1 protein-coding gene is annotated in these 767 nt (G+C 43.0%); it reads left to right on the top strand.

Going from position 1 to position 767, the window contains the following annotated elements; translation table 11 throughout:
- Window positions 1-52 precede the first annotated feature (52 nt).
- A partial coding sequence (locus tag ACFINS_RS10135; RefSeq protein WP_375706193.1) for a tyrosine-type recombinase/integrase occupies window positions 53-767 on the top strand: 715 nt, incomplete at its 3' end.

Consider the following 767-nt stretch of genomic DNA (forward strand, 5'->3'; position numbering starts at 1 on the left):
GTCGATGTCCCTTTGGATTCATGGAACCTTTCTTCAAAAGCGAATTAATGAAATGAAAAGTAATACTGTGATAGACCATTTTCTTGAGATGATGAGTGCTGAGCGAGGGGCTTGTGAGCATACGCTTGCAGCTTATCAACGTGATTTACAGTGGGCACAAGACGAATTGTTTTCGCACTCTGTTTCACTTTTTTCAGCACAAAGAGAAGATTTAATTGGTCTTTTGTCGCTTATGCATACTCTTGGTTTTGCGGCGTCTTCGCAAGCACGTCGTTTATCAACTTTACGTCAGTTTTATCAATTTCTTTATGCCGAAGGATTGAGAGCAGATGATCCGTCTCATAATATTGATGCACCGCGTCAGGGGCGTCCTTTGCCTAAAGTTGTTAGTGAGAATGTGGTGACGAAATTGCTCGATTTAGCGCAGTTGGAAGTCAATCAGGAAGATTATGGGTCCAAAGGTCACTTTCGCGCATTGCGTTTACAATTGTTGATTGAAATGCTTTATGCAACAGGGCTGCGTATCAGTGAGTTGGTGAGCCTTCCGGTGCAGGCTGTCCGCGGAAAAGATTACAGTATTTTGGTTCGAGGTAAGGGCAAAAAAGAGCGAATGGTGCTGTTATCAAAAAAAGCATGTCAAGTTCTTTCTCAGTGGTTAAGCTTGCGTGATCAGGGAAAATATGCTGAAAGTCTTTATCTTTTTCCTGCACGTTCAGAGACAGGGTATATTGCTCGTCAGGTCGTTGCACGGGATTTGAAAAGTCTCG

Origin of the sequence: Bartonella sp. AA2SXKL, from assembly GCF_042197205.1 — a bacterium.
Classification (GTDB): domain Bacteria; phylum Pseudomonadota; class Alphaproteobacteria; order Rhizobiales; family Rhizobiaceae; genus Bartonella.